Source organism: Halorubrum shenae, from assembly GCF_051194165.1.
GTDB lineage: Archaea > Halobacteriota > Halobacteria > Halobacteriales > Haloferacaceae > Halorubrum.
This window is the reverse complement of sequence record NZ_JBLZNI010000009.1, coordinates 48,766-75,601: the sequence shown is the minus strand read 5'-3', so window position 1 is coordinate 75,601 and position 26,836 is coordinate 48,766. Positions and strand designations below refer to the sequence as shown.

Sequence of the window (26,836 nt, the reverse complement as noted above, 5' to 3'; positions counted from 1 at the left end):
AGCGGGTCACGACGCGTAAGGGTTGCGTCGGAGGGTTGGGGAGACGGCGGTTCGGATCCGTTGACCCGTCTTCGGATACGGGGGAACAGTGGGTCGCTGAACGGTGCGTCATGCTCGATAGCGGGAGTGGGTGTTGCAGATCGGTGGCGTCGATGCAGTATTTAAAAGGACATGAGCGACAGCGACGATCACTTAAAAAAGTGCGGTGGCGCGTGCCGACAAGTGCCCGTGGGGGCGCGAGTCGCACGCGCGAGGGAGTCGGTCACCCGGAGCAACGCGGAGGGTGACCGACGAGGCTGGGGAGGCGTGCGGTGCGGGGCGGTGCGGTCGGGTGGGACTCAAAGGGGCAGCCGCGAGGCCACAGCAGGCGACGGAAGCACCGCAGCGAGCGGAGCGAGCGAGGAGCGCAACGAGCGTACTGTGGCCTCGCGGCTGGGGCTTTGGAGGTCTTCACTGCGGAGTCGTCGATCACGTATAGATAGCCGACAGCAACCTCACTCGATCAGTTATAAACAACGGATCAACCGATCTACTACATCCACTCCCGAGATCGATCGCTCCTCTGTCTCTCGACTACTCCAGATCGAGCAGCGCCGCGATCTCGTCGAGGTAGTCGTCGTAGATCCCGACGGCGGACTCGATCGGGTCGGGCGAGGCCATGTCGATCCCCGCCAGTTCGACGACCTCGAGCGGGTAGTCGGAGCCGCCGGCCTCGAGCATCTCGCGGTAGTCGGCGGCGGCCGTCTCGCCCTCCGCTAAGACGCGCTCAACGATCGCGGCCGCCGCGGAGATGCCGGTCGCGTACTGGTACACGTAGAAATTGTAGTAGAAATGGGGAATCCGCTCCCACTCGCGTTCGATGCCGCCGGTCAGCTCCGCGGGCGCGTAGTAGTCGCCCTTGAGGTCGGCGTAGATCTCGTCGAAGGCGTCGGGGGTGAGCGCGTCGCCGGACTCGACGCGCTCGTGGATCCGCTGTTCGAACGTCGCGAACATCGTCTGGCGGAAGAGGGTCGAGCGGAAGCGCTCGAGGTACTCGTCGAGGACGTGGGTCCGCAGCTCGTCGTCCTCGACAGTGTCGAGCAAGTGGTGGGTGAGCAAGGTCTCGTTGACGGTGGAGGCGATCTCCGCGACGAAGATCTCGTAGCTCGCGTCGTGCCACGGCTGGGCGTCGCCGGCCAGCTCCGAGTGCATCGAGTGGCCGAGCTCGTGCGCGAGCGTGTACATCGAGGCGATGTCGTCCTGGTAGTTCATCAGAATGAACGGCTGGGTGTCGTACGTCCCCGACGAGAACGCGCCCGAGCGCTTCCCGCGGTTCTCGTACACGTCGACCCACCGCGAGTCGAGGCCCTCGGCCATCCGCTCCTGGTACGCCTCGCCGAGCGGCGCGACCGCTTCGATCACCCACTCGCGGGCCTGCTCGTACTCCACGTCGGGCCCCTGATCGCCCGTCAGCGACATGTAGAAGTCGTGGCTCTCCAACTGGTCGACCCCGAGCGCGTCCGCCTTCAGCTCGGCGTGGCGGTGGAGCACGTCGAGGTTGTCGTCGACCGTGTCGACGAGCGTGTCGTACACCTCGACCGGGACGTTCGAACCGTCGAGCGCGGCCTGGCGGGCGCTGTCGTAGCCGCGGATCTCGGCGCTCGTCGTGTGTTCCCGCACGGCCTTTTTAAGCGACGTACCGACCGTGTTGCGGACGCTCGCCCACTCGTCGTAGAACGTCTCGTGGACGCGCTCGCGGAACTCCCGGTCCGGGTTCGTCTGGAGCTTCGTGAAGTTCGCCTGCGTGATCTCCACCGCCTCGCCGTCGGGGTCCTCGACGACGCCGTAGCTCATGTCGGCGTTCGTCAGCATCGAGTAAATCTCGCTCGGCGCGTCGGTGACCTCCGAGAGATCCGCGAGCACCTCCTCGACCTCGGCCGAGCGCGTGTGGTCTTTCATCCGCAGCACGTCGTCGAGGTAGTGTTCGTACTCGGCGAGGTCGGGCTCGGCGTCGACGAACGACGCCACGTCGTCTTCGGTGAGCGACTGCAGCTCTGGTTCGAGGTAGGAGATCGCGCTCGACGCCTCGGAGCCGAGCGACGACGCCTTCGCGGACATCGCCTGATACTCCTGATTCCGAGTGTCCTCGGCGCTGCGAAGCCGGGCGTACGTCATCACCTGCTGGAGGTCACGGAAGATTTCCTCGCGCAACTCGAACAGCTCGAGGAGGGTCGCGGCGTCGTCGCCGACGCGCCCCTCGTACGCCGCGAGCTCATCGACCCGTTCTGCGACCGCTTCGTACGCGGTCTCCCACTCCTCGTCGTCCGCATAGATGCTCTGGAGGTCCCACTGATACGACTCGTCGATCTCCGCCCGCTCGGGAACCGAACTCATACCATGGGCTTTGCCCCCGAGACACTAAGCCTTATTAAAAGCGGAAGTCTGCGTGCGGTGGAAACCGCCGGTCACTCCTCCGACGGTCACTCCTCCGACGGTCACTCTCCCGCCGCCCACTCCGCGAGGTCGACGACGAGCACGAGCGCGTCCTCGCCGTCCCGGTAGTAGTTCGAGATCCGGCGGATCGGCTCGAACCCCTCCGTCGCGTACAGCGAGCGCGCGGCCGCGTTGCTCTCGCGGACCTCCAGCCGCACGACGGCGACGCCCACGGCGCGGAGGCGCGCGAGCGCGGACCGAAGCAGCGTCCGGCCGATTCCCCGCTTGCGCGCCTCCGGATGAACCGCGAGGTCTTTCACGTGGCCGATGTCGCGCCCGTGGTTCGGGGTCGAGTCCGCGACGGCGTAGCCGACGACCGCCCCCTCGCGCTCCGCGACGAGGAACGCGGGCTCGTCGAGGAGCCCCTCGAAGGCGTCGTACGGCCACGGGTCCGAGAAGCACGCCCGCTCGATCCGCACCACGGCGAGCAGGTCGGCGCGCTCGACCGGACGCACGGTCGCGTCGACGGGGGTCACAGCCCAGATTGGCAGCCGCGCGGAATAAACGCGACGGGACGGCGCGGCGTCGAGGACGATCGCGACTCCGTACCGGTCGCGCTCACCCGTCGATCCACGGTCTGCCCGCCTCGGCCGCGTCGGGGCCGGGACCGCGGACCACGAAGCACGCCCCGTCGGGAACCGTCACGTCCTCCGGGCGCGCCGGCTCGGCGCCGTCGCCCCGGAGTCCGACCGTCCAGCCGTGCGACTCGACGACCTCGCGGACGATGTCGAGCCCGTAGCCCGTCCCGTCCTCCCGGGTCGTGAAGCCGGGGTCGAAGACCTCCTCGCGGTGTGCCGGGTCGATCCCCGGTCCGTCGTCGGCGACGAGGAATCCGTCGTCGGTCGCGGTCACGACGACGGTGAGGGGGCCGTCCTCGCCGCCGTCGGTCGACGGGACTTCGCCCGCGTACTCCGGCGCAGCGTGTTCCGTCGCGTTCCGAAACAGGTTCTCGAACACCTGCCGCAGTCGGCCGCGGTCACCGTGTACCCTAGCGTCCGCGCCGACGAGAAGGGTCGCGTCCGCGCTCCCGGCGGTGTCCCACGCCTCGCGGGCGACGGCGCCGAGTCCGAACTCCGTCGGCTCGTCGATTCCGGACCCCTGTCGGGCGAGCGTCAGCAGGTCCGAGACCAGTTGGTCGATCCGGTCAACGGCGCGTTCGCCCCGTTTTAGGGGTTCGGTGTCGTCTTTCAGCTGTGCCATCTCCATCGATCCCCGGATCACTGATAAAGGGTTCCGGAGGTCGTGAGAGACGATGCTGGCGAAGCGGTCGAGCCGCTCGTTGCGGTCGGTGAGGCGGCGCTCGCGCGCCTTCCGCTCGCTCACGTCCCGCGAGTTGATGAGCAGGCGCCCGACCGCGGCGTCGGCCGGCAGCGACCGGGTCCGGGACTCCAACCAGACCCAGTTGCCGTCGGCGGTGCGGTAGCGGTACTCCATCGTGGGCGTTGGATCGGCGTCGTTGAGCGCGCGATAGAACTGCTCGGTCACCCGCTCCCGGTCGTTCGGGTGGACGTAGCCGAGCGGCGAGCGTCCGACGGTCGATCCCTGTTCGTAGCCGAGCACCTCCTCGATCGACGGGCTCTCGTACCGGACGCGACCGTCGGCGTCGACAACGGTAACCAGATCCGTGCCGTACTCCAGAAACTCCCGGAATCGCTCCGAGAACGTCGCTTCCGCGTCGACGCGACGCGCGGTGACGACGCGACCGCCGAACTCGGGGGCCAACTCCTCGTCGACGACCGACTCGACCCAGACGAACCCGCCGTTGGCGTGGCGGAGCCGGTGGGTGACGACGCGGTCGGTCGTGACCGCGGAAAGCGCGTTCGAGACCGGATCGCGGTCCTTCGGATGGACGCGATCCAGCAGATCATTACCGACGAGCGCTCCGCGGTCGACTCCGAGCACCGCGGGCACCGACGGCCCGGCGAACAATACCTCGCCGTCGACCGCGACGGCCGCGACGAATCGATCGGCGCCCGGAACGGGGGCCGCTCCCGGATTGACGCCTTCGTCCGTGTCGGTTTCTCCGCTCGCCGCTGTCGACCCGCTCGTACTCGCCGGCTCACGCAGACCGCGTTCGGCCGAGTCCTCGGCCGATTCTCGGCGATCGTCGTCGGGACTGTCGCGGTGGGCAGTCGCCGAGCGGTCGGTCGGGCGAAGGGTCACGCTGGTTCGATCCTCTCTTCGGACCGTATCAGATAAAGCTGCGCCCTATAACTATCAGAATAAATAATTGGGTCTGATATCAGGTGACTGCGAGCTGTCTCTTGTCATCGAACATCGTTGGCGACAGCAGCACGGAGGCGTCGACGCCGACTCGTACGTCTCGATCCACCCCTCGAGTTCCCGTCGTTTGACCTCGGCGAGCCGATCGACGGTGCCGGGACGGCCGCGAGCGACCACCCTCTCGTCGACCGATCCGGACGACTGCAGTCAGAAGCGTTAAACGCTCGCCGCGGATAGCCGGTCGTGAGGGCGCGTAGCTCAGCGGACAGAGCACTTGGTTCCGGACCAAGATGCCGCGGGTTCAAATCCCGTCGCGCCCGTCACACAACCTCTTGCCGTGGATACATATTAAACCACCAGACAGCGTCGAGGTCGGCGATATTTCGGGTTCATTTCGAGGGGTGATTTTGTCACGCTCCGTGACGGCGGTCCCCGCCGTCTGTCGATTCGCGAAGAACCCAAACGGCATTCGTGTTAATGATTGGGGTCGAATGACGGGTCGCGTTAAGTTAGAGGATGAGGCGGACGAGTTCTGAGTGTCTATGACCGAATTCGACCGCCTTAACGATGGTATCGCGTGGATTGACTTGTCGTCTGTGGAGCGAGTCGAACGCCACTCTGGGCGATTAAAGTAGGGATCCGCTGTCATTTGGCCGGTATGTCACTACGCGATGTAAGCAAATTTCTCGAGGAATACGGAATTGATCGGAGTCACGTCGCCATCCACAACTGGGTTCATAAAGCCGATCTACAGCCGATCTCGACCGTCTCTGAGGATCAACTTGCGGTTGACGAAAAGATGATCCGCCTCCACGGTCAGCAATTCTGGCTGTACGGCGCGGTTGATCCGCATACGAACGAAATTCTTGACCTAAGCCTCTATCCGACCGCAACGAAACAGACAACGCGCTGGTTTCTGACCGAGCTACACCGGCGCTACCAGTTCGATGATGTGAAATTTCTTGTCGATGACGCAGGCTATCTTGGACCAGTTCTCGCTGAGGACGGGTATCGATTTTAAATCATTCAACATGGAAATCGGAATGCTATCGAACATTTCTCTTGATAAATAGAACGACGAACATCATCGTTTGCGAATAGTTTCGGCAATGTTGCGGTACAGACAGCTCAAGACTGGCTCGAAGCCGTCGCCGTCTACCACAATTCACGCCAAAGTTAACGCGATCGATTTTAGTCTGCAGGTTGGGCATCAGTCGGTGGTGTCCCTCCGGGAAGGTCGGGGATGGACAGATCCACCCGCCGGAGCAACTGCGCGTTGATGGCGACAATGACCGTACTCAGCGACATCAGGATCGCGCCCACAGCAGGCGACAGCAGAATCCCGATCGGAGCCAACACGCCCGCTGCAAGCGGAATTGCAAAGATATTATACCCGGCTGCCCAGGCGATGTTCTCCTGCATCTTCCGGTAGCTCGCCTTGCTGAGTTTCACGAGTCGAACCACGTCCATCGGGTTGTTCTGGACGAGGATGACGTCCGCCGACTGGACCGCGACGTCGGTACCGCTCCCGATGGCGATACCGACATCGGCCCGCGTCAGCGCCGGCGCATCGTTCACGCCGTCGCCGACCATCCCCACGAGCTTGCCCTGGTCTTGGAGTTCCTGCACTTTCTCGTCCTTATCTTCGGGAAGGACCTCGGCGAACACAGTGTCGATGCCCAGTTCGTCGGCGACGGCGGTGGCGACGTCCCGGGAGTCACCAGTCAGCATCGCCACCTCGACGCCGAGGTCGTGGAGCGCTTCGACGACGCGGTAACTTTCCTCGCGAATTACGTCGGCCATCGCGAAGGCGGCAATCAACTCTCCTTCGCGAACGAGATACACCACGGTATGGGCGTTCTGGCCGGCTTCGTCAGCGAAGCGCTGGAGGTGGGCAGGAACCTCGCTGTCGAGTTGGTTCAGCAGATTCGGCCCGCCGACGTACACCTCGTCTCCATTGACGTTCGCGCGGACCCCTCGGCCTTTGATCGCCTCAAATCCGGACGCATTAGGAGCGGTGAAATCTCGTTCTTCAGCAGCCTCGCGGATAGCCCGTGCAATCATGTGTTCGGAGTCGCTCTCGACGGCCGCCGCCAGCGCGAGTGCGTCGTCTTCGGTGACGCCTTCAACGGTCGCCATGTCGACAACGCCGTGCTCGCCTTCGGTGAGTGTCCCAGTCTTATCGAAGATAATGGCGTCCAGATTCCGTGCCTCTTCCATCGCGATGCGGTCGCGGACGAGCATCCCGTTGCGAGCCGCGAGTGACGTATTGATGGCGACGACCAGCGGGATGGCGAGTCCAAGCGCGTGCGGGCAGGCAATAACGAGTACGGTGACAACGCGCTCGATGACGGTCGCGTTGAACGAAACCGCGATGGTCCACGCGATTGCTGTCACGACTGCCGCCCCAAGGGCGACGTAGAACAGCCAGCCAGCCGCTCTGTCGGCCAGCACCTGCGTCTTGGACTTGCTCTGCTGGGCTTCCTCGACGAGTCGCATGATGCCCGCCAGCGTCGTCTCCTCGCCCGTCGCACCGACGCGGACGCGGAGACTGCCGTCGCCGTTGATCGTCCCGCCGATAACCTCGTCGCCGGGTTCCTTCGAGACTGGTTTCGACTCGCCCGTGATCATCGACTCCTCAACGTCCGAATCGCCCTCCTCGACGATACCGTCAGCAGGGACACTCGCGCCCGGCCGGACGAGTATGAGGTCGTCCTCGGAGAGTTCGCTTACCGGGACTTCCTCGGTGTCACCGTCGTCGGTGATCCGCTCGGCGGTATCGGGCATCAGCTTCGCTAGCTCGTCGACTGCGCTCGAGGCACGGCGTACCGACCGCATTTCGATCCAGTGCCCCAGCAACATGATGTCGATCAGCGTCACGAGCTCCCAGAAAAACGCCGACTGTGTAGGGAAGACCACGCTCGCGAGGCTGTAGACGAACGCGACCGAGATGGCCATCGAGATCAGCGTCATCATCCCCGGTGATCGGTCTTTTAGCTCTGGTACAGCCATCTGGAGGAACGGAACCCCACCGTACGCGAAGACGACTACCGCGAAGACGGGGTTGATCCATTCACTACCCGGGAAAGCGGGGACGGAGAAGCCGAGCCACTCCTGCAGCGTTTCGCTGTACAAGAGAACTGGGATCGACAGAAATATAGACACAAAGAAGCGGCGACGGAACATCCGCTCGTGACCCTCGTGCATCCCACCGTGGTCGTCGTGTCCGTCGTGTCCGTCGTGCCCATCATGCTGACTGTGTGGGCCGTGGTCTGCTTCGTCGGCCTCCCTTTGGGATTTATCGTCCATTACCGAGCAATTGAACCGAGGGTGCTTCAACGTGGAGGCTACTGTGAGTTGACACGCCCTCTGAACAGGCTGGCATCTACCGAACATTCGCGAGACTGATGCGGTCGTGGATGATCCTACGTCTCCTTGTGGCGGTCTCTGTACGTTTTTACCGCCAGAAAAACGTATACTGCGCCGACAACTCGTACACCTGTCGTAAATTGCTTGTTCCATTCGATAGCATCTGGGCGCTCATAGAGGAACGTGGAAGCAAACTTGCGATACAGGTCGGGGAACATGAGGACAACTGCACCGAACGCCCCGGTGAGATTCATCATCCACGCATACGATCGGCTACCAAGTAGGGAGATCACGACTACCAGAATTCCTTCTGATCGTATAGCTGGGTTTACCCATTTCCTTAGGGTGCCTTCACTGGGATTAGTGATCGCGGGTTTCTCAAAGAGCGCAACTATCTTGTCCGGGAACAATGCAGTAACAGCTCCGAGGACGCCGATAAGTATCCGTATCATACGCTACGGTACGACCTATTCGGATTTAATATTCTCCACAAATCTACACGTCCGAGAACGGAGCCGGAACGCAGTATTCAGAAGTCCAATTATACAGAATAGACGAAGATGCAGAGTTACTACGTGAGTAGCTGTCTAAGGACGTAGTGGAGGATGCCGCCGTGTTCGGTATAGGTCACGGCGGCCGGCGTACCGACCTGTGCCATGACCGAGAACTCGACAGTCGAACCGTCCTCGCGCTCGGCGATAACGGTCAATTCATCCATCACGTCGAGACCGTCATCGAGACCGTGAATTGTGAAGACCTCCGACCCGTCCAGTCCGAGAGATTCCCATGAGTCGCCGTCATCGAACTGTAAGGGGAGAACACCTATCCCGACGAGGTTGTCGCGGTAGATGCGCTCGTAACTCTCGCCGATGGTTGCGCGGACACCGAGTAGGTCCGTTCCTTTCACCGCCCAGTCACGACTCGACCCGGTTCCGAGCTCTTCGCCCGCCATCACGATGAGTGGGGTGCCCGGATGGCTTGGTGACCTACTCACGACCCAATAGAAGCATGTTGAACCCTCCGTGGTTGATCCTGGTCGACGGAAGGCTACCGCCCCGTAGCACTGAGTAGGGCGGTTGGTGGAAGCGCACCCCGCCCGCGAGCGAAGCGAGCCGGCAGGGAGCGACAGCCGCGAAATCGTTGGGAACGCCGCTCCGCGCGGTGATAATCCCGTCGCGCCCGTATCGTTCTAATCGCATGACAGCGGCGGGGTAAAGGCCGGAATACTCCGAGGAGCATGCTTTCGTTCGATAGGTGAACGCCCCTAGTGCATCGGTGGGGTTCGCGTCCATCCAAACTGGACTCAGTGGAGAAAGTCAATCACGGATTGACCTTTCTGAACGGATTTGACTAACAGTTGCTCAGTACAGTCCTTGTTATTCGTCTTCGAGAGCGTCGTAGACGTCTCGGTTCGAATCTCTGTCGTCCGCCGCGACCCGCCGAATCAGTTCCCGCCGGATGTCCTCCATCACGTCGTCAAGCGGGGAGGTCGTTTTTGCGCCTTCTTCGGTGACCATGCCTGAACGGACGCTTCGAAGCCCGTTAATCGTTCGGGTCCGAGGAATCCCCGATCAACTGGTCTAGCCCGTACCGGACGAGTTCGTCTCGCCACTCCCCGATCTCACCGACCAGATCCAGCTCCTCGGTGTGAGATCGCAAATACTCGGTAGTGTCCTCCTCATCAACGGCCGCTTCGTCGGTGCCGAACGCTTTCAGTATCGTTCTCACTTCGCTGTCGTACTCGAACCGATACCCGTTGAGGAAGTAGAAGACGACCGTCGCGTTGAGCGCGGTACGTTTGTTCGCATCGACGAACGGGTGATTGGCGACGAGGAGCCGGAGGAGGTGATACGCCTTCTCGTGGATGGGGTCCGGTGTGGAACCGAAACTGCCCTCTTCGATGTAATTCAACGCGAATTCGATGTCACCATGGTTCCGAACGCCGGCGGGAGTGTCGGGGTACTCCGCGACGAGATCATCGTGGATGGCGACGACGTCTTCGACGGACGGGTACCACAACGAGTCGGCCATTCGCTCCAACCTCGATACTGCACCAGTGTAGATGTTGCTATGAATGAGGCGGATGAGCGATGTCAGAAATCACCGTTTTTATGACGTCGATTTCGACCGTCTCACGCCTGAAGGGCGATTCGTTCGACGGTCGAAGTAGCGCCCGTCGCTTTCTGTCCTTTCTGGAGGAAGGTATCCGACCGTGTTTGGTCGACCGTGGATACTCCCTCTGGCAGGAGGGTTTTTGTTCAGCCGTGAAAACCTCGATCTTGAATGAGAGCATCGACGGCAAAAGAGGAACTGCTTGATAAGGGGTTACAGATCGACCACGAGCAGTTCGAACAGCTCTGTAAAATGGTGATCGAGCGTGCAGAGCCAACTCGTGAACTCGAGTTAACGCCGTTCCGTGGCGATGGTGGGATCGATATTCACGCCGTCATTGATCGAGAACTGTTCCACGCGCGGCTTGGCGTACAAGCGAAACAATATGCTACCGGGAACACCGTCGGCGCTCGCACCCTCCGCGGATTTAAAGGTGCTCTCTCAGAACAACAGTATCACATCGGCACGGTGATCACGACGTCCTCGTTCACGTCCGGAGCAGAGACAAGCGCCGACCAAGATTTCATCCGATTGATCGACGGTGACCAGCTCACTGACATCATGATCGAGAGCGGTATCGGCGTCGTGACAGACGACGAATCATACGAACTCGATCCCACGTTCTGGAGTGCGTTCGAGAAGCCGGAGCGTACCGACACGATCCCGTCGCTAGAGGTGCCACAGGCGGACAACTTTGACGTGATGCGCACCGTCGTCCGAGCGGTTGGAACGGGTTCTGATATCAAGCCCGATATCGCAGAATACGTTCGAAGACAGACGGAGGCAGGCACGTTCGATCCGCGGCAAGCCGATTATTACGGGATTGCCGCGTGGCTTCTCCAGTTTCTCCACAAAGAACAGGAGGTCGAAATCGATAACCACACGATCCGTCGGTGGGGACTCACTCGACTCGGCGAAGAATACCTAACATATCTCGATCGTGGCAATCGAGAATCCGCGGATGACCTTCTCACACAGCAGATCCGTGATGTCGAGATTATCTCCCGCGTATACGCTCAATTAGAAGCAGACGGTACTCTCTCCCGACGTGATATTACGGAGATCCTTGCTGCCGAAACAGATCTCTCGAATTCAACCACTCGTCGACGCGCCCGAACAGTTGGGCAGTGGCTCGTCCGCCTTCCTGAAGTCACTACGAGCGGGCGAGGATCCGATCAACAATATGTCCTCGCGTCGACGCCACGATAAGCGATCGTCGACGACTCATTCGGTAAAGTCGGAGAGAGTCTTTCGCCGTTGCTCACCTGCCGGAACGTTCGTAATGAGTACTTCCGAGACTTCCCCCCGACTACTGGCATCGCTATTTATCGCACGAGTGGCGTCTACGTATCTGATCGAGAATACGTCGTGGTCTTCGTACAATTCCGTGACTGGCGGGGAGTTAGAGAGAACCACGGATACATCCATTTCCGTGAGCTCGATCACGGCATCACGAAGTCGGCGTTGGTCTTCTCGGTCGAATCCGCCCGCCTGATAGGAATTGAAATCCGCGGTTTTCGACACCGGTTCGTACGGCGGATCTAAATACACGAGATCGTCACTGGAAGCCTCATCGACGACGTAGCTGAAATCCGTATTGAACACTGTCGTGTCTTGGAGAACACGTGATGCCTTCCGAATCCGCTGCTCTTGTATCCAATCCGGATTCGAATACCGTCCGAAAGAGACGTTGAATTCGCCGTCACTGTTCTCCCGGTACAATCCGTTGAAACACGTCCGATTCAAGTATAATAGTAAGCTCGCCTCCCGTACTCGCTTGTCCTGTGTTAGAGTTGACTGGGTAAGGAGCGAATTGAACTCCGAGCGAGCGTTGTAGTAGTATTCTTCCGTATGCTCGTGTGTGTTGTTCTCGGCAATGAGAGCATTTGGTTGGTCTCGAACGATCTCATAAAACGTAGTTAACCGCGTGTTCAGATCGTTAATCGTTCCATCATCGGGATCCTGATGAAAAAAGACAGCACCACCTCCTACAAACGGTTCGTGATACGCCTCATATGTGGTCGGAAACAGCGCCGTGATTTCTGAGAGAAGCTGGCGCTTCCCACCCGCCCATTTTAAGATCGGCTCCACCATTCAATGTAGATCTCCTCGGTATTAGCAAAAAACTGTCTCGTTAGAGTACCAGTCTGTCTCGGTACTTGATCAGCCTTGTTGATATGGCGCTTGTGGGTTAGTTACCTGCAACACCACCCTGTTCTCGAAGAACCGTTGCTACATCTCCGAGACGCTCCGACTCTTTCGGGAGATTTTCGAGCGCTGTATCCAAATCAACCGCCAGCGAATACTGGTTTTCGTCTCCACGACCCCGGCCCTGCCGCTTATTGAGCACGTTCGTATCGGCGAGATCGTTGAGCCGATCGCGGAATCGTCGGTTCGAGAGAACGTTCACATCTACGTACTCACAGAATGACTTGTACTGGGTGTAGATTGGCGTCGTCGTCACGGGCGTATCGTCGTGTATCCCGTGATATGTGACCGCCATGAGCGCGAGCATTCGCTGATTCGGGAGCGTCTGAATCCCCGACTCGATGGCCTTCGTCTCGAGGAAGTCCCGTGCTTCGCGCACGTCCTCCTCTGTGACGGTCGTCTCACTCCTATCGTCGGCGAACCGGGTCGCACGGAACAGCAGCCGGATCGCCTCACGAGCGTCTCCCGTGTCCTGTGCGCCTAACGCCGCGGCAAGCGGGATCGTGTCGTCGCTCAGAATCTCGCTTCGGAGATGCTGGTAGTCCTCGATGTCGTCCTCGAAATATGTGTCTCGGAGGGCACCGATGGCACGTCGTGAGAGAATATTGCGGAGCTGATCGGCATCGTACGGTTCAAAACGAACCTCGTCCTCGCCAAGGCTCGACCGAACGTCGGCATCGAGATTCTCGCGAAACTGGAGGTCATTCGTGATTCCGATGAGCGAGAGACGGACCCCGTCCGGATTCGATCGCGGGAGTTCGTAGAGGATGTAGTCGTTGTCGCCGATGGCGTCGATCTCGTCGAGGACGACGATGACCGTCCCACCGACCTGCTCCAGATTCTCGATCACCATGTTGAGAAGGGTCTTCCGCTGGTGACCGCTCGGAAGCTCCTCACCGGGACCAAACCGCTTCTCACGGAGTCGCTTGACGAGGTGTGTCAGGACGTGATAGGAGCCGTCCATGCCCTTACAACGGATGTGAACCACGGTGAGGTCCATCTCGGAGTCATCAGCGTACTCCTGACTGCCTACACCCTATTTCGACACGGAAGAGGGTGTCTTCCGCTTGAAATGAGGGAATCCCGATATTGTCCGATTAGTGGGGCAGGTAGACCGCCTCGGTTACCGTTAGATATGTCTCAGGTTACGTAAAATATCTTTTCGGCACGCCGAACGTGGTTCGTGGAGAGTTTGTCGGATTCATCCCCTCCGTGAACGGCGAGGCTTTTTCCTCAATTCTCCGTAACGATGCACTCCGTGAGTGCCCCACTTTCAGCCGATCTACCGAGTTGCAGGTGAGTTGTAAGTGAGTTGCAGGTGAGCCGGGCACTTACGACACCGTTAGCTCGTCTTTATACGTCTGATAGCGGTTTCTACGCATATGACTGAACAGTGCCTATCAACACTCCGCGTTTGCACCGGCTGTCGATCTCACAGCGGGACGCGACAGTGAAAAGGGAGACACTCGTCCTGACGCCGTTTCACTGTCCACTGTACAACGACGGTCATCGGCGGGACCGAACACAGATTATCTGCCGCGACGGTCGGATCTCATGATACGACGGCGGCTGCCACCGAACGGGAGGAGAACGTAGATGAGCAGCGCCACCCTCACAGTCACCGCAGCGCGAAGCCGCCTCGACGAGATCACCCGCCAAGATGTGTCCGCTCAGCAGAAGGTATCGGACGCACTCGACCTCGGAACGGAGTATCTGTCGGCTGATTTCGGCTACCTCGCGGTGACCGACGAACAGTTCGATTACTGGGACCCGATTGTTAGCACGGATGTTCCCGACGGTATCCCGGATCATGTCCCCCGTGATCTCTCGACGACCTACTGTCGACGAACGGCCGAGGCCGACGAGCAGGTCGCACTCCACGATCTCCCGGCCCAGGGGTTGACAGACGATCCCGGCTACCAGACGTTCGGCTGTCACTGTTATCTCGGCACGCCGCTCATGATCGACGGCACGCGGCGCGGGACCGTCTGTTTCGTTTCCGAAGAACCGCGAAGCACGTCGTTCGACGACGTCGAGTTGCTGTTTGCCGACCTCCTCGCACGAGTGTTGGGATACGAGGTTCAACGCGATTGGGAAGAACGGAAACTCCGTAATCAGACCAATCTCACGACCGTTCTCAATCGGGTGCTTCGGCACAACCTCCGAAACGATATGACGGTTATCCGGGGCCACACGCAGGCGATGGCCGACCAGCTGGAGTCCGACACCCACAGTGACCTGATCTTAGAAAACGTCGACCAACTCATCGAGTTGGGCGACAAGGCCCGCGATTTGGAGTCAGTCATCGATCAGACGGCCCCACGGGAGCCGACCGATCTGAGCAGGCTCGCAGCATGTGTCGCCGGCACCGTCGAAGAGAACGCCCCCGCGGCAGCGATCTCCGTCGACGCGACTGAAGAGGTCGTCACCCCGGTCCGTCCGAGCTTCGAGCAGGCGCTCAGAGAGGTGCTCGAAAACGCCGTCAAACACGGGGGAGAGAGTCCGACCGTCTCCGTCGGGATCGAGCAAACGCCGACTGCGGTTTCGATTCGGGTCACCGACGACGGGCCGGGACTTCCCTCCCAAGAACGGGAGGTGCTCGAAAACGAGGCCGAAACGCCGCTCGTTCACGGCAGCGGTCTCGGCCTCTGGCTCGTCCACTGGATCGTCACCACTCACGGCGGCACTGTCGAGTCGACGGTGACCGGGCGCGGAACCACGATGACCGTCTCGATCCCACGGGCCCCCGAGTCGTCGGCTGAGGCATCCACCGGATCGTCGGGCGGGGCATCTGTCGGATCGTCGGGCAAGCCATCCGTCGAGTCGTTCGGTACCCCGTCGTCGACGGACCGGGACCCGATTCCCGAACTCACGCGGGCACGCGATCAGTATCGAGCGGCGTTCAAAGAGTCGAACGACGCGATGGTGATCACCGACGACGACGGACGGATCATCGACGCCAACTCGACGGCGGCCGAGATCTACGGCGTCGACAGAGAGGCACTGCTCGGACAGTCGGTCCCCGAGTTCCTGCCGGACGAGTTCGATTTCGCGACCGCGTGGGAGTCGTTCATGGCGAGCGGCAACACGCGTGACACGATGACGATTTTCGACAGCGACGGACACGAACGAATGCTCGAGTACGCCGGGACCGCCGATATCGTTCCCGGTCAACACCTCTTGGTGTCACACGACATCACCGATCGCGTCGAGCGGCAGGCCGAACTCCGGATGAAGACGCGTGCGATGGACAACGCACCGATCGGGATCACGATCAGCGACCCCAGCGCCGACGACAACCCGTTGATATACGCGAACGACCAGTTCTGCGACCAGTCGGGCTACGAGAAATCCGAGGTCCTCGGGCGGAACTGCCGGTACCCACAGGGCGAGGGAACCGATCCGGAGGCGGTCGACCGTATCCGCCGAGCGATCCGCGACCAGGAGCCGGTCACCGAGACGCTGCGAAACTACCGAAAGAGCGGGACAATGTTCTGGAACCGTCTGACGGTCGCGCCGGTCAAAGACGAGCAGGGACGCCTCAAAAACTACGTCGGGTTCCAAGAGGACGTCACCGAAAGCGTCGAACGCGATCAGGCGATGGCGAAACTGATGGAGAACGTGACCCTTCCGGCCAGTATCGACCTCGAAAACGACCGAGAAGAACGGGGAGACGCGTGAACTACCCTACCCTACTCGCTCACGGCTGACGCCGTTCGCTCCTTGAGGGTAGGGCTTCCTGTTTCCACGACGCGCTTTACAGACACCGAATCGGTGTCCGTAGGGAGCGCAGTCTCCACAGGCGTTGACGAGAGCAAAGCTCTCGTCCGCACATCAGAATCGCTCTGCGATTCTGAGGACGTTGATTCGGAGTATCCCACTCCTACATCTTGTAGACCGCGAGAAAGGATGTTCCACGCCGCGTTCGCGTCCCTGTCCGCCTCAAACCCGCAGGCGGGACAGGAGTGTTCACGGACCCACAACGGCTTGTCGGTCGAAACGCCGCACGACGCGCACTCCTTGGTCGTCCCTCTCGGGTTGACCACGACGAAGTGCGTCCCTTCACGCTCGCACTTGTATTCGAGCAACGAGAGGAACGTTCGCCACGCGGCAGATGCCGTGTTGCGGCTGTTCGACGGACTTTCCATCATCCCCTTCACGTTCAGGTCTTCTACCGCCACGAGGTCGTAATCCCGAGCGTAGTACGCTGAGAGCTTGTGCAAGAAGTCGCGGCGCTTCCGTCGGAGGTCGGCGTGACACTTCGCGACTCGACGCCGTTGCTTCTCGTAGTTGTTCGACCCATGCTGTTTGCGCGAGAGTTTCCGTTGCTCACGCTCCAAGCGTTCACGCTCGTCGGAGAAATCGAGCGACTCGACCGCCGTGCCGTCGGTGTCGTGGGCGTACTTGAGAATCCCCACGTCAATTCCGACGCACTTCTCGGGATTTTCGGTTGGTTCGGGCGGTTCACGGTCGATTTGGACGCCGAACGTGGCGAACCACTCGCCCGTCGGTTCCTTCTTGACCGTGACCTGCTTGAGGTTGGCGTCGTCGGGGATGTTGCGGTGGAGTCGTATCGGAATGTCCGCGAGTTTCGAGAGTGACAGCACAGTCTGACCGCCCTTCTTGTCGAGCTTGAAGCCAGACTGACTGTACGTGAAACTGCGGAACTCTCGTGGTGGTTTCCACTTGAGTTTCCCGACGCCGTAGCCGTTCTCCTTGAGTTTGGAGAGGCTGTTGAGGTTATCGAACAGCCGTTCTACGACGGTTTGGAGAACCTTTGAGTATACGTCTGAGAGACCGTCCCACCATTTCTTAAGATCGGGGAGTTCCGACCGTAGCGTGGTCATGGACGGCAGTTCGCCGTGTTCATCTTGGTACTCGTTAAGCCGATAGAGCGTGTGATTGTACAGTTGCCGACAAATATCGCGGTGGCGGTCCAACTCCTCTCGCTGGGCGTCGGACGGCTTGAGGCGATACTTGTAGGCGTAGTACATCAGCTCTCCCGCTGGTGTTCGACATACTGTTTCAGCACATCTAGCGACACCTGCCCCGTCGAGATAAGACAGTACGAGTCGTTCCAGAACGAGTCGCCCCACAGTTCGGTCTTCAGCTCATCCTCGTACTCGTTTCGGATACGGCGAGCAGTCGCGCCCTTGGCCGTGTTGATAAACTTCACGAGGTCTGTGGTTGGCTTCGCCCGGAAGAGGATGTGTATGTGGTCGTCCTCACCGTCGAGGTTCGTCAGTTCGACACCGTAGTTGTCCGTGAACCCGCTGATGACCTCGTGAATGAATTGGGTTCGCTCCTCGGTTAGCACTCCGCGCCGATACTTCGTGGTGAGTATCAGGTGGTAGTGCAGGGAATACATCGAGTGCGCTCCCGAGTCGAGGTCGTACTCCATTGGGTTCGGACAATACAATGCTACCCTAAATCTTCACCTTTCGGGGCGGGGAGGATGCCAAATTGGCGGAAGACTCCCATAACACACCGGCTAACCGTATCTGGGCCGTGACCCGTAGCCCGCCACAGCGTGGTCTCGCACAGGCCGCCACGGCGCTCGGATTCACCCCAGCGTCGACCGGCCGTCCGCTCCCGCTGCGAGCCTGTCGCGTTCGACTGAGACTCGACGCAGTTGCGGAACGCTTTTATATCGAAACTTGGGTACATACAGACGATGATCGCGGAGGCCCGTCTCGATCTCGCCCGTTTCCGAGGCCGACGAGCCCCGCGACCGCGACGAGGCGTCCGACCGCCGCGACCGGCTTCCGGCGCGGCGCGACGACCGGCCCCCTCGGGCCAGTAACCTTCCTCCCTCGTCGCGTTCGCGCCGTTTCGTTCCGTAGAGTGGTAGCTACGTCCTCCGACAGCGTCGCCGACACCACTTTCTTACAATATTCAAAACGATGAATTTAAAGGGTAGAGTCCATTGTACTCCGGTAATGGCAACCGTTGCACTCGCGTTCAGTGGGGGACTCGACACGACCGTCTGCGTACCGCTCTTAAAGGAGGAGTACGGCTACGACGAGGTCATCGGCGTCAACGTCGACGTCGGGCAGCCGACCGAGGAGTTCGACGAGGCCGAGGAGACCGCCGAGGCGCTCGGACTCGACATCCACGTCGTCGACGCCAAAGAAGAGTTTGCAGACCTGTGTTACGACGCGGTGAAGGCCAACGCGACGTATCAGGGCTACCCGCTCGGCACCGCTCTCGCGCGCCCCGTGATCGCCGAGGCGATTCTCGGCGTCGCCGAGGAGCAGGGCTGTGACGCCATCGCGCACGGCTGCACGGGGAAGGGGAACGACCAGCTCCGGTTCGAGGCCGTCTGGCGCGGCTCCGACCTGGAAGTCATCGCGCCCGTCCGCGAACTCGGGCTCACCCGCGAGTGGGAGATTGACTACGCCGCCGAGAAGGACCTGCCCGTCGAGGCCGGCGACGGCGGCGTCTGGTCCATCGACGAGAACATCTGGTCGCGCGCGGTCGAGGGCGGCAAGCTGGAGGACCCGAACTATCAGCCGCCGGAGGACATCTACGAGTGGACCGCCGAGCCGGACGGCGAGACCACGATCGAGATCGCCTTCGAGGAGGGCGTCCCGGTCGCCGTCGACGGCGAGGCGATGGACCCCGTCCCGCTCATCCAGTACCTCAACGAATACGCGGGCGGCTACGGGATCGGCCGCACCGACGTGATGGAGGACCGCATGCTCGGGCTGAAGGTGCGCGAGAACTACGAACACCCGGCCGCGACCGTACTCCTCACCGCCCACCAGGCGCTCGAAGACCTCGTCTTAACCAAGAACGAGCGCTCCTTTAAGAAGGGGATCGAGCAGGAGTGGTCCGAGAAGGCGTATCAGGGGCTCGTGTTCGCCCCCGTCGTCGACGCGCTCGACGCGTTCGTCGACGAGACGCAGGACGTGGTGACGGGGACGGCGACGGTGAAGGTCTCCGGCGGTAACTGCCGCGTCGTCGCCCGCGACTCCGAGTACGCCGTCTACTCCGAGGAGATGGCCTCGTTCAACACCGAGGACGTGGCCGGCATCGCACAGGAGGACGCCACGGGCGTCGCGAAGTACCACGGGCTGCAGGAGCGCCTCGCCAACGACGTGAAGGCCGGCGTCTCGAAGCCCGAGCTGGCGACGGACGGCTCCGGCGAGACGGACGAGACAGACGACGAGAACTAAATGACCGACGACGATCCCGAGACGGCGGCAGACGCGAACGCGGCGGACGCCACCGGCACCGCCGTCCGCCGCGACCGCTTCAGCGGCGGCCCCGCCCGCGAGTTCCTGTCGAGCCTCGCCGCCGACGCGGCGATCTTCGAGGCCGACCTCGCGGTCGATCGCGCGCACACCGTGATGCTCGCCGAGCAGGGGATCGTCGATAGCGCGGTCGCGGGCGAGATCCTCGCCGCCCTGGACGATGTCGAGGCGGCCGACCACGGCGCGCTCCCCGACGGCGAAGACGTTCACGAGGCGATCGAGACGGCGGTCATCGACCGGATCGGCCCGGACGGCGGGCGGATGCACACCGCCCGCTCGCGCAACGACGAAGTGGCGACCTGCATCCGCTACCGCCTGCGCGAGGACCTGCTCGCGGCCGCCGAGGCCACGATCGGGCTCCGCGAGGCGCTCGTCGAGGTCGCGAGCGACCACACGGAGACGGTGATGCCCGGGTACACCCACCTCCAGCCGGCCCAGCCGACGACGGTCGCCCACTACCTGCTCTCCTACGAGGGCGGGGTCGCCCGCGACACCGAGCGACTGCTCGACGCGTACGATCGGGTGAACCGGTCGCCGCTCGGCGCGGCCGCGTTCGCGGGGACGCCCTTCGACATCGACCGCGACCGGACCGCGGAGCTGCTCGGGTTCGACGAGACGGTCCGGAACTCGACGGACGCGGCGTCGTCGCGCGACTTCCTCGCGGAGGGCGCGACCGCGTGCGCGACGCTCGCGACGACGCTGTCAGGGCTCGCAGAGGACCTGATCCTCTTTTCGAATAAGGGGTTCGTGGAGCTGTCGGACGCGTATTCCTCCACTTCCTCGATCATGCCCCAGAAGAAGAACCCGGACACGCTGGAGCTGACCCGCGGCGTCGCCGGCGACGCGATCGGCGAGGCGACAGGGACGCTAAGCCTGCTCAAGGGGCTCCCCCGCGCGTACAACCGCGACCTTCAACGCGCCCACGCGGGCGTGTTCGAGATCGCCGACGACGTGCGGGAGGCGACCGCGGTCGCCGCCGGGGCGGTCGCGACCGCCGACTGGGACGAGGCGACGCTCGCGGACGCCGCGGGCGAGGGGTTCTCGACGGCGACGGGCGTCGCCGACCTGCTCGCGATGGGCGGCATGCCCTTCCGGACCGCCCACGAGATCGTCGCGACCGCCGCCGAGACCGTTTCTGACGACGACTCGCCGGGCGCCGCGGCCGCAAAAGTTGACGAGGCCACTCGAAACGTGACGGGCGAGCCCCTCTCGGCGCACGTGAGCCGCGAAGACGTGGAGTCCGCGCTCGATCCCGCCGCCAGCGTCGCGAGCCGCGATTCCGCCGGGGGTCCCGCCCCCGACGCCGTCGGCGACGAGGTCGCGACCGTCGAGGCGGGAATCGATGCCGATGCCGCGGCGCTCGCCGACGAGCGGGAGTCGCTCGCGGCGGCGGCGGAGCTGCTGGACGTGGAGGTGAGCTCGTATGCGTGAGCCAATCCCGACCGCTACGGGCCGGCGACTGCGACAACCGCGACGACGACCGGCGCCGTCGACGGTCGACCCGCGACCGCCGACGACGCCGCCGTCCCCGCGAGGGGACACACTAATTATTGGAATCTGACACCGGATTTCACACGGCGGTTGTACGACCGATTACGTCCGTTAGCGTGGAGTCTATTTCTTGTAATCTAGATTACAAGTTCGAAGGGTTTATGCGGGTTCACGGTCGAGTAGGTGATACGATGACGAGCGACACCGATCCGGTGATGGCAGAGGACCCGATCACGGGCGAAGAGATCGAACTTCCGGCCGACGTCGAGGTCGGCGAGATCATCGACAGTCCGGTCACCGGGACCGAACTGGAGGTCATCTCGCTGGACCCCGTCGTGTTGGAAGAGGCCCCCGAACTCGAGGAGGACTGGGGCGAGTAGATGGTGACGACCGCCACGACCGCGACACGCGAGTGGTCGACATGCAAATAGGGATCCTCTACTCGCGGATCCGGAAAGACGAGAAGCTGCTGCTCGGCGAGCTCCGCGAGCGCGGCCACGAGGTCGAGAAGATCGACGTCCGCAAGGAGCGGTTCGGGCTCGAGTCGACGACCGCGAACGTCGCCGACCTCGACCTGGTCGTCGACCGCTGTCTGTCGACGAGTCGGTCGCTGTACGCGACCCAGTTCCTCGACAGCTACGGCGTCCCGGTGGTGAACTCCCCTGAGACGGGCGACATCTGCGCCGACAAGGCGAAGAACTCGCTCGCGCTCGCGGAGGCCGACATCCCGACCCCGGCGACGGAGGTCGCGTTCACGAAGGAGGCCGCGATGGAGGCCATCGAGTCGTTCGGCTATCCCTGCGTGCTCAAGCCCGTCGTCGGCTCGTGGGGCCGGCTGATGGCGAAGATCGACTCGCGAAACGCTGCGGAGGCGATCTTAGAGCACAAGGAGACGCTCGGCCACTACGAGCACAAGGTGTTCTACATCCAGGAGTTCGTCGACAAGCCCGGCCGCGATATCCGCGCGCTGGCGGTCGACGGCGAGCCGGTCGCCGCGATGACCCGGTCGTCCGACCACTGGCTCACGAACGCCGCGAAGGGCGGCAAGACGGAATCCTTCGACCTCGACGACCGTGCGCTGGATCTGGTCGAGCGCGCCTCGGCGGCGGTCGGCGGCGGCCTCCTCGGCGTCGACCTGATGGAAGTCGGCGGCGAGGGCTCGGGCGAGTACACCGTCCATGAGGTGAACCACACGGTCGAGTTCAAGGCGCTGGACGCCGCTAGCGACGTCGACGTGCCCGCGACGGTCGTCGACTGGCTAGAGACGAAGGCGGCCGCGGCGGCCGACGACGACGCTACAGACGACGCTACAGACGACGCCGCGGACGACGACGGCGAGGAGGTCACGGCATGACCGACGAGACCTACTCCGCGAGCGTCGTCGGCGGCACCGGCTTCACCGGCGGCGAGCTGCTGCGGATTCTCTCGGGACATCCCGATTTCGACGTGGTACAGGCCACGTCCCGGTCGGCCGACAACATGACCGTCGGTCGCTCGCACCCGAACCTGCGCGGGCTCGACCTGCGATTCTCGGACCCCGACGATCTGGAGTCCGTCGACGTGCTGTTCTCGGCGACGCCGCACGGCGTCTCGATGGAGCAGATCGACGAGTACTTCGAGGCCGCCGACACCGTCGTCGACCTCTCGGCCGACTTCCGGCTCCCCGAGGCGGAGCTGTACGACGAGTGGTACGACGGCCACGAGTCGCCCGAGTACCTGGAGCGCGCGGAGTACGCGCTCCCCGAGATCAACCGCGAGAACCTCCCCGGCGCCGACCTGATCGCCGGCGGCGGCTGTAACGCGACCGCGACGATCCTCGGGCTCAAGCCCCTCGTCGACGCGGGCGCGCTCGGGCCTGACACCGGCGAGGTCGTCGTCGACGTAAAAGTGGGATCCTCGGAGGGCGGCGCCGGCGGCGGCGCGGCCTCCTCGCACCCGGAGCGCTCGGGAGTCGTCCGCCCGTACGCGCCCACCGGCCACCGCCACGAGGCGGAGATCGAGGCGTACCTCGGGCTCGACGTCTCCTTCACGGTCCACGCGGTCGAGATGGTCCGCGGCGCGAGCGCGACCTGCCACGTCTTCCCCGACGAGCCCGTCTCGAAGGCGGACCTATGGAAGGCGTACCGCGGCGCGTACGCCGACGAGCCGTTCATGCGGATCGTCTCCGGTGGGGGCGGCGTCTACCGCTACCCCGAGCCGAAGGCGGTCGCCGGCACCAACTACGGCGAGGTCGGCTTCGAACTCGATCCCGGCAACCGGCGCATCGTCGTCTTCTCGGCGATCGACAACATGACCAAAGGCTCCGCCGGACAGGCGGTCCACGCGGCGAACGTCGCCCTCGGGCTGCCCGAAGACGCCGGCTTGGAGTTCCAGGGACTGCATCCCGTGGGGTCGCCATGAGCGGAACCGAGAGTCCCGACGAACCGCCCGTCGTCGTCAAGATCGGCGGCGCGAAGGCGGTCGACCCGGCCGGCGCGGTCGGCGACGTGGCCCATCTCGCGGCCAACGGCCGCAAGGTCGTCGTCGTCCACGGCGGCTCGACCGTCGTCGACGAGGTCATCGAACGGCTCGGGATGGTGCCCGAGTACGTCGAGTCCGCCTCCGGCGTCACGGGCCGGTTCACCGACGCCGAGACGATGGAGGCGTTCACGATGGCGATGGCGGGCAAGCTCAACACCGAGCTGACCGCACTGTTCCGCGAGGCCGGCGTCGACGCGGTCGGCCTCTCGGGCGTCGACGGCGGGATCCTGTCCGGGCCGCGCAAGTCGGCGGTCCGCGTGGTTGAGGACGGCAAGAAGAAGATCCGCCGCGGCGAGCACTCCGGTCGGATCGAGTCGGTGAACGCTGACCTGCTGGACGGGCTCCTCGCCGACGGCTACACGCCCGTCGTCTCGCCCCCGATGGAGGGGGAGGAGAGCGACGGCGGCGTCACGCCAGTTAACACCGACGCAGACCGGGCGGCCGCCGCGGTCGCGGGTGCGCTCGGCGCCGACCTCGTCCTGCTGACGGACGTGGCCGGCGTGTACGCGGACCCCGACGACCCCGACACGCTGATCGAGTCGGCGGCGACGCCCGACGAACTGGCGGCGGTCGAAGCCGCCGCCGAGGGGTTCATGGGAAAGAAGGTGATGGCCGCGAAAGAGGCGCTCTCTGGCGGCTCCGGCCGCGTCGTCGTCGCCGACGCGAACGTCAACGACCCCATCGTCGCCGCGCTCGGCGGCGCGGGGACGACGATCGAGCGGCCGGCGCTCGGAAACGACGCGGAGGACGGCGACAAGGCGAACGACGGTGACGATGCGACGGCCGACACGGAGGGTGAGACCGCATGAGCGGCTTCGTCTTCTCCGAGAAGCCGATCGAGATCGCCTCCGGCGACGGCGTCCACGTCACGGACACCAACGGGACCGAGTACCTCGACTTCGGCGCGAGCTACGCCTGCACGCCGGTCGGCCACTGCCACCCCGAGGTCGTCGACGCCGCGACGAGCCAGCTGGAGGAGCTCATGTACGTCCAAGCGTCGTACCCGCACGCGGCGCGGACGGCGCTGTACGAGCGCCTCGCCGAGACCGGCCCGGTCGACGTCGACAACGTCTGGCTCTGTAACTCCGGGACGGAGGCCAACGAGGCCGCCCTGAAGTTCGCCCGACACGCGACGGGCCGCGAGAAGATAATCGCGACGAAGCAAGGGTTCCACGGTCGGACGATGGGCGCGCTCGCAACCACGTGGAAGCAGAAGTACAAGCAGGGGTTCGAGCCGCTCGCCGGCGGCGTCGAGTTCGTCGACTACGGCGACGCCGACGCGATGCGCGAGGCGATAGACGACGAGACCGCGGCGGTCATCTTGGAGCCCCTGCAGGGCGAAGGCGGGATCAACCCCGTCGACACCGAGTACCTGCAGGCGGTTCGCGTCGCGACGGCGACGTCGGGCGCGGCGATGATACTGGACGAAATCCAGACCGGGCTCGGTCGCACCGGCTCGCTGTGGGCCGCGGACCGCCACGACGTGGTGCCCGACATCCTCACGACCGCGAAGGGGCTCGGCAGCGGGCTCCCGATCGGCGCGACGCTGTGCCGCGACTGGATCGCCGAGGACTCCGGGAACCACGGCTCGACGTTCTCCGGCGGCCCCGTCGTCTCCGCGGCCGCCGGGGCGACCCTCGACGTGATCGAACGCGAGGACCTCCCAGCGCACGCTGACGAGATGGGGTCGTACATCCGCGGGCAGGTCGAGGAGCGCCTCGGCGACGAGGTCCGCGACGTGCGCGGCGACGGCCTGATGATCGGCATCGAGGTGAAGCGCGGATCGAATCGGCTGCTGCGCGATCTGGCGATCGACCACCAGGTGCTCGCGCTGCCGGCGGGCCGCACCGTGTTGCGCCTGCTCCCGCCGCTGACGATCGAGCGCGAGCACGCCGACGCCGTGGTCGACGCGCTCGCCGAGGTGATCGGGTGATGTCGACCGGGAAGGAGCGTGAGGCGGACGACGCGGCGACCGAATCTGCCACAGACTCGTCCGCGCCCGGGACCGACGTGGTCGCGGGCGGCGGCTACCCCGAGGCCTGCGACACGCCGGCCCGCAAGCTGCTGTACGACATGGTCTCTATCCCCTCGCCGTCCGGCGAGGAGGAGCAGGCCGCGAAGCGCCTCGTCGACTTCTTCGAGGCCAACGGCCGGGAGGCGTGGATCGACGAGGTCGGCAACGTCCGCGCGCCCGCCAGCGACGCCGTCCTGTTGACCTCCCACGTCGACACCGTCCCGGGCGACATCCCGGTCGAGGTGAAGCCCGCGGCCGAGGACGGGGTCGGCGAGCCGGGCGAGCCCGTCCTCTGGGGACGCGGGACCGTTGACGCCACCGGCCCGCTCGTCGCGATGGCGGTCGCGGCGGTCCAGACGGGCGTCTCGTTCGTCGGCGTCGCCGGCGAGGAGACGAACTCGCGGGGCGCCCGGTTCCTCGTCGAGGACCGCGACGCGCCCGAGGCCGTGGTGAACGGCGAGCCCTCCGGCTGGGACGGGGTCACGCTCGGCTACCGCGGGTTCCTCGCGGGCACGTACGTGAACACGAGCGAGTCCGGGCACACCTCGCGCCCGGAGCCGAACGCGATCCAGCACGCGATCGACTGGTGGCACGACGTCGAGGAGACGTTCGAGCCCACCGATTCGGACACGCCCGTCTTCGAGCAGGTGACGACCAAGCCCGTCTCCGTCGACGGCGGGCTCACCGACGACGGACTGGCCGTCGAGGCGACGATGGACGTGCAGCTCCGCGTCCCCCCGAACCGGACGGTCGACGAGATTCACGAGCTGGCCGAGACGGAGCTGTTCACCGGCTCGGTCCACTGGAAGGAGCCGATCCCGCCGGTGATGGAGAGCCCGCGGACGGAGCTGGCCCGGGCGTTCCGCGTCGCGATCCGCGGCGCCGGCGGCGACGTCCGCCTGCTGCGGAAGACCGGGACGAGCGACATGAACCTGTTCGCGGCCGCGTGGGACTGCCCGATGGTCACCTACGGCCCCGGGAACTCCGATCTCGACCACGCGCCCGACGAGCGGCTTCCCCTCTCCGAACTGGACCGCGCGACGACCGTGTTGAGCGACGTCTGCCGGGACCGACCGTAGGCGTCACGGCACCGACCGTGACGCCGCCTCCTTTTGAACCGATCCGTTTCGCGGCCGACGACTGACCTCACCACCACGACTCGACGGCACCA

At 63.5% G+C, this 26,836-nt stretch carries 20 protein-coding genes, 1 tRNA gene and 3 pseudogenes; 12 read left to right on the top strand and 12 right to left on the bottom strand.

Features of this window, described 5'->3' with window-relative positions; all coding sequences use genetic code 11:
* Positions 1–573: 573 nt before the first annotated feature.
* From pepF to ACNS88_RS11825, 3 genes are all read right to left on the bottom strand, one after another.
* Positions 574–2,373, bottom strand: coding sequence for an oligoendopeptidase F (gene pepF / locus ACNS88_RS11835; protein ID WP_435097712.1), 1,800 nt, complete (start codon positions 2,371–2,373; stop codon positions 574–576).
* 101 nt (positions 2,374–2,474) lie between these two features.
* A complete protein-coding gene (rimI, locus tag ACNS88_RS11830) occupies positions 2,475–2,948 on the bottom strand; it encodes a ribosomal protein S18-alanine N-acetyltransferase (RefSeq protein ID WP_435097709.1) in 474 nt (157 codons plus the stop codon).
* Between the two features lie 82 nt (positions 2,949–3,030).
* Positions 3,031–4,635 carry a PAS domain-containing protein gene (locus ACNS88_RS11825; RefSeq protein WP_435097706.1) on the bottom strand — a complete coding sequence of 535 codons (1,605 nt, stop codon included), beginning with the start codon at positions 4,633–4,635 and terminating at the stop codon, positions 3,031–3,033.
* Positions 4,636–4,942: 307 nt separating this feature from the next.
* On the opposite strand from ACNS88_RS11825, the gene ACNS88_RS11820 reads away from it, so the two are divergent.
* Positions 4,943–5,015: transfer RNA gene (locus tag ACNS88_RS11820), tRNA-Arg, on the top strand.
* 222 nt (positions 5,016–5,237) lie between these two features.
* Positions 5,238–5,875: pseudogene (locus ACNS88_RS11815) on the top strand (IS6 family transposase).
* A gap of 11 nt (positions 5,876–5,886) precedes the next feature.
* Here the strand turns inward: ACNS88_RS11815 and ACNS88_RS11810 are convergent.
* The 5 genes and pseudogenes from ACNS88_RS11810 to ACNS88_RS11790 all read right to left on the bottom strand — a co-directional run bounded on the left by ACNS88_RS11810 (position 5,887) and on the right by ACNS88_RS11790 (position 10,095).
* Positions 5,887–7,902, bottom strand: coding sequence for a copper-translocating P-type ATPase (locus tag ACNS88_RS11810; protein ID WP_435097885.1), 2,016 nt, complete (start codon positions 7,900–7,902; stop codon positions 5,887–5,889).
* 218 nt (positions 7,903–8,120) lie between these two features.
* Complete coding sequence (locus ACNS88_RS11805) at positions 8,121–8,516, bottom strand: hypothetical protein (protein ID WP_435097703.1); 396 nt, start codon at positions 8,514–8,516, stop codon at positions 8,121–8,123.
* 119 nt (positions 8,517–8,635) lie between these two features.
* A pseudogene (locus ACNS88_RS11800) lies at positions 8,636–9,034 on the bottom strand (aconitate hydratase); the annotation flags it as partial.
* A gap of 406 nt (positions 9,035–9,440) precedes the next feature.
* Complete coding sequence (locus ACNS88_RS11795; RefSeq protein WP_435097700.1) at positions 9,441–9,581, bottom strand: hypothetical protein; 141 nt, start codon at positions 9,579–9,581, stop codon at positions 9,441–9,443.
* Between the two features lie 25 nt (positions 9,582–9,606).
* Entirely contained in the window at positions 9,607–10,095 is a 489-nt protein-coding gene (locus ACNS88_RS11790) for a type II toxin-antitoxin system death-on-curing family toxin (protein WP_435097697.1), read from the bottom strand.
* Positions 10,096–10,347: 252 nt separating this feature from the next.
* Here ACNS88_RS11790 and ACNS88_RS11785 point away from each other — a divergent pair, with 252 nt between their 5' ends.
* Complete coding sequence (locus tag ACNS88_RS11785; RefSeq protein WP_435097694.1) at positions 10,348–11,385, top strand: restriction endonuclease; 1,038 nt, start codon at positions 10,348–10,350, stop codon at positions 11,383–11,385.
* A 15-nt stretch (positions 11,386–11,400) separates the two neighbouring features.
* Here the strand turns inward: ACNS88_RS11785 and ACNS88_RS11780 are convergent, their stop codons facing one another.
* Positions 11,401–12,270 carry a DNA adenine methylase gene (locus tag ACNS88_RS11780; RefSeq protein WP_435097691.1) on the bottom strand — a complete coding sequence of 290 codons (870 nt, stop codon included), beginning with the start codon at positions 12,268–12,270 and terminating at the stop codon, positions 11,401–11,403.
* A gap of 97 nt (positions 12,271–12,367) precedes the next feature.
* Positions 12,368–13,396, bottom strand: a pseudogene (locus ACNS88_RS11775) (Cdc6/Cdc18 family protein); the annotation flags it as partial.
* A gap of 584 nt (positions 13,397–13,980) precedes the next feature.
* On the opposite strand from ACNS88_RS11775, the gene ACNS88_RS11770 reads away from it, so the two are divergent.
* Positions 13,981–16,065, top strand: a complete 2,085-nt coding sequence (locus ACNS88_RS11770) for a PAS domain-containing protein (RefSeq protein WP_435097688.1) — start codon at positions 13,981–13,983, stop codon at positions 16,063–16,065.
* Between the two features lie 11 nt (positions 16,066–16,076).
* Here ACNS88_RS11770 and ACNS88_RS11765 read toward each other — a convergent pair whose 3' ends face one another.
* The gene (locus tag ACNS88_RS11765; RefSeq protein WP_435097685.1) at positions 16,077–17,378 is read right to left on the bottom strand and encodes an RNA-guided endonuclease InsQ/TnpB family protein; all 1,302 of its coding nucleotides are present in this window, start codon (positions 17,376–17,378) and stop codon (positions 16,077–16,079) included.
* Positions 17,378–17,785, bottom strand: coding sequence for an IS200/IS605 family transposase (gene tnpA, locus ACNS88_RS11760; RefSeq protein WP_435097682.1), 408 nt, complete (start codon positions 17,783–17,785; stop codon positions 17,378–17,380). Before tnpA ends, ACNS88_RS11765 begins: the two co-directional genes overlap by 1 nt.
* A gap of 538 nt (positions 17,786–18,323) precedes the next feature.
* On the opposite strand from tnpA, the gene ACNS88_RS11755 reads away from it, so the two are divergent.
* From ACNS88_RS11755 to ACNS88_RS11720, 8 genes are all read left to right on the top strand, one after another.
* On the top strand, positions 18,324–19,562 hold the full coding sequence (locus tag ACNS88_RS11755) for an argininosuccinate synthase (RefSeq protein ID WP_435097680.1): 1,239 nt from the start codon (positions 18,324–18,326) through the stop codon (positions 19,560–19,562).
* Positions 19,563–21,071 carry an argininosuccinate lyase gene (gene argH / locus ACNS88_RS11750; protein WP_435097677.1) on the top strand — a complete coding sequence of 503 codons (1,509 nt, stop codon included), beginning with the start codon at positions 19,563–19,565 and terminating at the stop codon, positions 21,069–21,071. It begins immediately after the preceding gene.
* Positions 21,072–21,322: 251 nt separating this feature from the next.
* Entirely contained in the window at positions 21,323–21,511 is a 189-nt protein-coding gene (gene lysW / locus ACNS88_RS11745; RefSeq protein WP_004047516.1) for a lysine biosynthesis protein LysW, read from the top strand.
* 41 nt (positions 21,512–21,552) lie between these two features.
* Complete coding sequence (lysX, locus tag ACNS88_RS11740) at positions 21,553–22,485, top strand: lysine biosynthesis protein LysX (protein ID WP_435097673.1); 933 nt, start codon at positions 21,553–21,555, stop codon at positions 22,483–22,485.
* Positions 22,482–23,531: an N-acetyl-gamma-glutamyl-phosphate reductase gene (gene argC, locus ACNS88_RS11735; protein ID WP_435097670.1), complete on the top strand. Its 1,050-nt coding sequence runs from the start codon at positions 22,482–22,484 to the stop codon at positions 23,529–23,531. Before lysX ends, argC begins: the two co-directional genes overlap by 4 nt.
* Positions 23,528–24,460: an acetylglutamate/acetylaminoadipate kinase gene (locus tag ACNS88_RS11730; protein WP_435097667.1), complete on the top strand. Its 933-nt coding sequence runs from the start codon at positions 23,528–23,530 to the stop codon at positions 24,458–24,460. Before argC ends, ACNS88_RS11730 begins: the two co-directional genes overlap by 4 nt.
* Positions 24,457–25,584 (top strand): aspartate aminotransferase family protein, encoded by a 1,128-nt coding sequence (locus ACNS88_RS11725; RefSeq protein WP_435097664.1) that lies wholly within the window; start codon positions 24,457–24,459, stop codon positions 25,582–25,584. The genes ACNS88_RS11730 and ACNS88_RS11725 overlap by 4 nt, the downstream gene beginning before the upstream one ends.
* Complete coding sequence (locus ACNS88_RS11720; protein ID WP_435097661.1) at positions 25,584–26,744, top strand: [LysW]-lysine hydrolase; 1,161 nt, start codon at positions 25,584–25,586, stop codon at positions 26,742–26,744. The genes ACNS88_RS11725 and ACNS88_RS11720 overlap by 1 nt, the downstream gene beginning before the upstream one ends.
* Positions 26,745–26,836: the final 92 nt, after the last annotated feature.